The organism is Ideonella sp. B508-1 (genome assembly GCF_000333615.1).
Taxonomy (GTDB): Bacteria; Pseudomonadota; Gammaproteobacteria; order Burkholderiales; family Burkholderiaceae_C; genus Ideonella.
This window is the reverse complement of the sequence record NZ_BADL01000032.1, coordinates 1-5146: the sequence shown is the minus strand read 5'-3', so window position 1 is coordinate 5146 and position 5146 is coordinate 1. Positions and strand designations below refer to the sequence as shown.

Annotated in this window: 5 protein-coding genes; all 5 read right to left on the bottom strand. The window is 68.7% G+C overall.

Annotation, left to right across the window (positions count from 1 at the left end):
• Positions 1-13: 13 nt before the first annotated feature.
• Positions 14-790: a ThiF family adenylyltransferase gene (locus I73_RS01660; RefSeq protein ID WP_022979025.1), complete on the bottom strand. Its 777-nt coding sequence runs from the start codon at positions 788-790 to the stop codon at positions 14-16.
• Positions 787-1545 carry a tol-pal system protein YbgF gene (gene ybgF, locus I73_RS01655; RefSeq protein WP_026096179.1) on the bottom strand — a complete coding sequence of 253 codons (759 nt, stop codon included), beginning with the start codon at positions 1543-1545 and terminating at the stop codon, positions 787-789. Before ybgF ends, I73_RS01660 begins: the two co-directional genes overlap by 4 nt.
• 15 nt (positions 1546-1560) lie before the next feature.
• Complete coding sequence (gene pal / locus I73_RS01650; protein WP_022979023.1) at positions 1561-2112, bottom strand: peptidoglycan-associated lipoprotein Pal; 552 nt, start codon at positions 2110-2112, stop codon at positions 1561-1563.
• A gap of 85 nt (positions 2113-2197) precedes the next feature.
• The gene (gene tolB / locus I73_RS01645; RefSeq protein WP_051048906.1) at positions 2198-3472 is read right to left on the bottom strand and encodes a Tol-Pal system beta propeller repeat protein TolB; all 1275 of its coding nucleotides are present in this window, start codon (positions 3470-3472) and stop codon (positions 2198-2200) included.
• A 221-nt stretch (positions 3473-3693) separates the two neighbouring features.
• A partial coding sequence (locus I73_RS25370; protein WP_022979021.1) for a cation-translocating P-type ATPase occupies positions 3694-5146 on the bottom strand: 1453 nt, incomplete at its 5' end.

The window sequence follows — 5146 nt, the reverse complement described above, 5'->3', positions numbered from 1 at the left end:
GTTTAACCTCTTGTCAGCTGCGCGGGATCAGCGCGCAGGCCACCGCTTCGGCCGCCGCCGTCATGCCCATGGCCGCGGTGACCATGACCGAGGAGCCATAGCCATGGCAGTTCAGGCTGCCGTCGCTGTCGCAGGCCGCGCCATCGGCCGGCGGCGCCACGCTCTCGCGCGAGAACACGCAACGCAGACCGATGCGGCCCTGTCGCGGTGCGCCGTGCTCGCGCCGCAGGCGGTTGCGCAGCGAGGCCAGCAAGGGGTCATGGGTGACAGCCGAGAGGTCGTCCACCTCCAGCCGCTGGGGCTGGCGCTTGCCACCGGCGGCACCGCAGCAGACCACCGGCACGCCGGCCGCGCGGCCCCAGGCCGCCAGCACGGCCTTGGCCTTGACCTGGTCGCAAGCGTCGATCAGCACATCCACCGGCTCGGGCAGCAGCGCGGGCCAGTTGGCGGGCTCGACGAACTCCTCGACCTGTACCACCCGGCAAGCCGGATGGATGTCGGCGACGCGCTCGGCCAGGGCCTGGACCTTGGCCTGGCCCACCGTCGCGCCCAGCGCCTGGATTTGACGGTTGATGTTGGACTCGGCCACCTGGTCGAGGTCGATCAGCACCAGCGTGGCCACGCCGCTGCGGGCCAGCGCCTCGGCAGCCCAGGAGCCGACGCCTCCGACACCGACCACCGCGACGCGCAACGCCCGCAGCCGAGCGTAGTCAGCCTCGCCGTGCAGGCGGCGCAGGCCGCCGAAGCGGCGCTCCAGGTCGGCGTCCAGCTCCGGCGCGACCCCGCTCACTTCAACGCCACCAGGCGTTCCTTGGCCGCATGGGCGGCTTCAGACTGCGGATAGCGCTTGATCAGGTCTTCCAGAGTGCGCTTGGCGGCCTTGGTGTCCTTGAGCTCGGCCTGGCAGTTGGCAATGGCCAGCATGGCCTCGGCCGCACGGGGATGGTCGGGCGCCGCGGTCAGGAAGGCCTTGAAGGTGGCCAGCGAACCCTTGTAGTCGCGCTGACCATACTGGGCGTTGCCCAGCCAGTAGCGTGCGGCATCGCCATAGCCGGTGTTGGGGTAGCGCTTGAGCAGGCTGTTGAGCGAGGCCGTGGCACGGTCGAAATCGCCGCCACGCAGGCTGTTCATCGCATCATCGAACGCGGCCTTCTCATCCGGGTCGACGTTGAAGGTCTTGCCGTCCACCGTCACCGGCTGGGGTTCGAGCTTGCGCATGCGGTCGTTCAGGCTGGCCTGCTGATCGCGCATGGCGCGTTGCAGATCGGCCATGTCGCGCAGCATCTGCTCGTCTTGGCCACGCAGCTTGGCCAGATCGGCTCGCAGCTGTTCGTTCTGGTTGCCCAGATCCAGCAGGCCGTTCTGCAGCGACTGGATCTGGTCGGCCTGCTGCTTGAGCTGCTGCTCGTTCTGCGAGACCTTGGCGCGCAAGTCCAGGATGGCCTTGCGCGCCTCGTCGTCGTCAAAGAGGCCCGCTCGCGCCGGAGCCATGGCCAGCCACAGCCCGCATGCAACCAGCACGGCGGGCATCAGGGGTCGGAGCAAGCGGGTCGCCATGGATCAACGGTCCTTCAGTTCAGCGCGGCGGTTCTTGGACCAGGCGGCTTCGTCGTGACCTTCCACGGCCGGACGCTCTTCACCGTAGCTCACCGACTCCAGCTGGCTGTCGGCAGCACCCAGGGCCACCAGGGCCTTCTGAACGGCTTCGGCGCGCTTCTGGCCCAGGGCCAGGTTGTACTCGCGGCTGCCGCGCTCGTCGGTGTGGCCTTCGATGATCATCTGGGCCTTCTTGTTGTTGGCCAGGTACTTGGCGTTGGCTTCCACCGCCGGACGGAATTCGTCCTTGACCACGAAGCTGTCGAAGTCAAAGTAGATCACGCGACCCTTCTGGGCAGCGGCCAGCAACTCGGCGTTCTTCTGGGCGGCCAGGTCCACCGTGGCCACGGAGCTCTGAGCCTGCTGAGGCTGGGCCGCTTCGGCGGCAGCCGGGGTGCGGGTCTCGACCGGGGTGTCGTTGAGCTTGGTGTTGGAGGCGCAGCCGGTGGCCAGCACGGCCACGACGGCGGCGGCGGTCAGGCCCAGACGACGGGAGAACACGGTTTGCTTGAGCATTTTCTTCCTTCAGGAACAACAGACGAAATTGCCGGCCGGATGCCGGCGTGCCATGACGAGCGGCGCATGCAGATGCCTGCGTCGTTCAACGACCGTACGGCCCCCACTTGGGCTCGCGGATATCCTGGCCACTGGTGAGCAGGCGGGTCTTGATCTTCCCGTCCACCGTGGTGGTCATCAACACTTCCTGTCCTTGCGAGCGGGTCGCATACACCACGAAGCGTCCGTTCGGCGAGAAGCTCGGGCTCTCGTCGTCATTGGTGTCGCTGATCGCCTGGACCGTGCCGCTGGCCAGGTCCATGGTCATCACGCGGAAAGCGCCGCTCTGGCGCTGCACGAAGGCCAGGGTCTTGCCATCGGGGCTGAGCGCCGGGCTGACGTTGTAGTTGCCGGAGAAGGTCACCCGGGTGGCCCCGCCACCGGACACGGCCTGCTTGTAGATCTGGGGCGAGCCGCCGCGGTCGCTGACGAAATAAAGCGTCTGGCCGTCCGGCGAGAACGTGGGCTCGGTGTCGATCGCCAGGCTCTGCGTGACCCGGCGCGGGTTGCCCCCGGCCGAATCGATCAGGTAGATCTGGGAACCACCTTGCCGCGACAGCGTCACGGCCAGGGTGTGGCCGTCAGGCGACCAGGCCGGCGCACTGTTGGAGCCACGGAAGTTGGCCACCCGGCGACGGGCCCCCGTGGCGGTGTTCTGCACCCAGACCACCGGCTTGTGATCCTCGAAGGACACATAGGCCAGTTGCAGGCCATCGGGTGCCCAGGACGGGGAGATGATGGGCTCGGGGCTCACCAGGGCCACCTGCCCGCCTTCGCCGTCGGCATCGGCCACCCGCAGGGTGTAGCGGCCACCGCCCTTGGTGACGTAGGCGATGCGGGTGGCAAAAACGCCGCGCTCGCCTGTCAGCTTCTCGTAGATGGCATCGGCGATGCGATGGGCTGCCAGACGCAGATCACCGGCCACCACGGCCAGGCTCTGGCCGCCGAGATCCTGGCCCTTGACCACGTCCCAGAGCTTGTAGCGCACATCGAAGCGGCCATCGAACAGCTTGGTCACCGAGCCCGCGGCGATGGCGTCGGAACCCTGGTTGCGCAGGTCCGTGTAGACCGGCACACCGGTCTCGTCGAACATCTGGCTCGTCTCGACGAAGCGGAAACGCCCGCTGCGTTCGAGGTCGGCCCGGATGATCTGGGAAATGGGCTGGGGAACCTTGTCTTCCCCCCGGAAGCGCAGCAGCGAGATCGGCAGCTGGGTCGCGCCGATGCCAGCGATCTCGACTCGAAACTGTGCGCGAGCGGGCAGCAGGTTCAGCCCCCCCATGGCGGCCAGGGCGCCTAGTGCGTATCGTCTATTCCACATGTGTCGGTGGGAGATGCCGGTTCATGCCCGAAAGTTCCGTAGGAACGCTTTGGCATGCCCTGAAGCGAGGGAATTGTAGGCCTGTCGGGGACATGTGTCGGCATGTGACGTCCCGCCGCGTCGTCCGCCAACGGTTCCCCTCGGAAGAGTCCCCTCATGGCAACGTCGCCGCAATCCCGAGCGACGACAAGGGTTTTCCCTGATCTGCATCTGAATCGACGTCAGGGCGTGCGCCGCTTGACCAGCTCGAACCAGGCCGCCGCCAGGCCCACCAGCAGCAACCCGGCCAGCATGGTGGGCGGCGCGGGCAAGGCAAAGCCAAAAGCCGTCTGCAGCACCGGCACCCACCAGGCCATGAGCACCAGCAGCAGCGCGCCCGGCGCCAGCCAGGCCATGCCGTCCGCGGCGCCGCTGCGCCAGCCGGCGACGGACCAGTGCCGGTTGGCGTAGATGAGTGCCACGCTGCCGCCCACCAGCACGCCGTAGCACAGGGCCCGTGCGGCCTCGGCGGTCTCGCCGGTGGCCACCGCCCCGGCGTAGGCCGCCAGACACAGCAGGGCCAAGCCCACACCCTGCCCCAGGCTGCGCCACAGCAGACGGCGGTCGAACAGACGGGCCTGGGGCGAGCGGGGCGGCGACTGCATGGTCCCCGGCTCGGCCGGCTGGGCCTCGAACACCAGGGAGCAGGCCGGGTCGATCAGCAACTCTAGGCACAGCACGTGGACCGGCATCAGCAGCAGCGGCCAGCCCAGCAGCACCGGCAGGAAGGACAGCACGATGATGGGCACATGCACCGCCAAGGTGAACACCATGGCCTTGCGCAGGTTGGCAAACACACGCCGCCCATGACGGACCGCCGCCACGAGCCCGAACAGGCTGTCCTGCAGGAGCACCAGGGCCGCCGCTCCACGGGCCACGTCGGTGCCGCGCGCACCCATGGCCACGCCGATGTGGGCCGCCCGCAGTGCAGGCGCATCGTTGACGCCATCCCCGGTCATGGCCACCACCTCGCCCATGGCCTGCAATGCACGCACCAGTCGCAGCTTCTGCTCGGGCTGCACCCGGCAGTAGACGCTGACCTCGCGCAGACGCTGCGCCAGCGCGGCCTCACCCAGTTGCGCCAGCTCAGGCCCGCTCAACACGCCACCGCGCACGTCCAGGCCAGCCAGGGCCGCCACCGCACGGGCCGTGGCCGGATGGTCCCCGGTCAGCATCAGCACCCGGATACCGGCCTGACGGCATTCGGCAATGGCCGCGGGCACCTCGGGCCGCACCGGGTCTTCCAGCGCCAGCAGACCGACGAACTCGAAATCGAAGTCGTGCTGGTGCGGCGGCAGGGTCGGTGCATCAAAGACCGCTTGCGCCACGCCCAGCACACGCCAGCCCTGGGCGGCCATGCGGGCCACCTCGCCGACGATGCGAGCTTGCCGGCGCGCATCCAGGTGACAGAGGTCCATCACGGCCTCCGGCGCACCCTTGGCGGCGATCAGACGGGCACGCTGGTCCGGAGACTGCCACACCCGGGACATGGCCAGCAATTCCCCGGACAGCGGGTAGTCCTCCACCAGCGTCCAGTCGGCATGCAGATGCTCGGTGCCCGCCAGTGCCTGGCGGGCAGCCTCGCCGATAGCGCGCTCCATCGGATCCACCGCCTGGCGGTGGCGGCCAGCAGCG

Excerpts from the sequence above, each read along its gene's own strand:
- pal (WP_022979023.1), bottom strand. The coding sequence starts at position 2,112 with ATGCTCAAGCAAACCGTGTTCTCCCGTCGTCTGGGCCTGACCGCCGCC.
- tolB (WP_051048906.1), bottom strand. The coding sequence starts at position 3,472 with ATGTGGAATAGACGATACGCACTAGGCGCCCTGGCCGCCATGGGGGGG.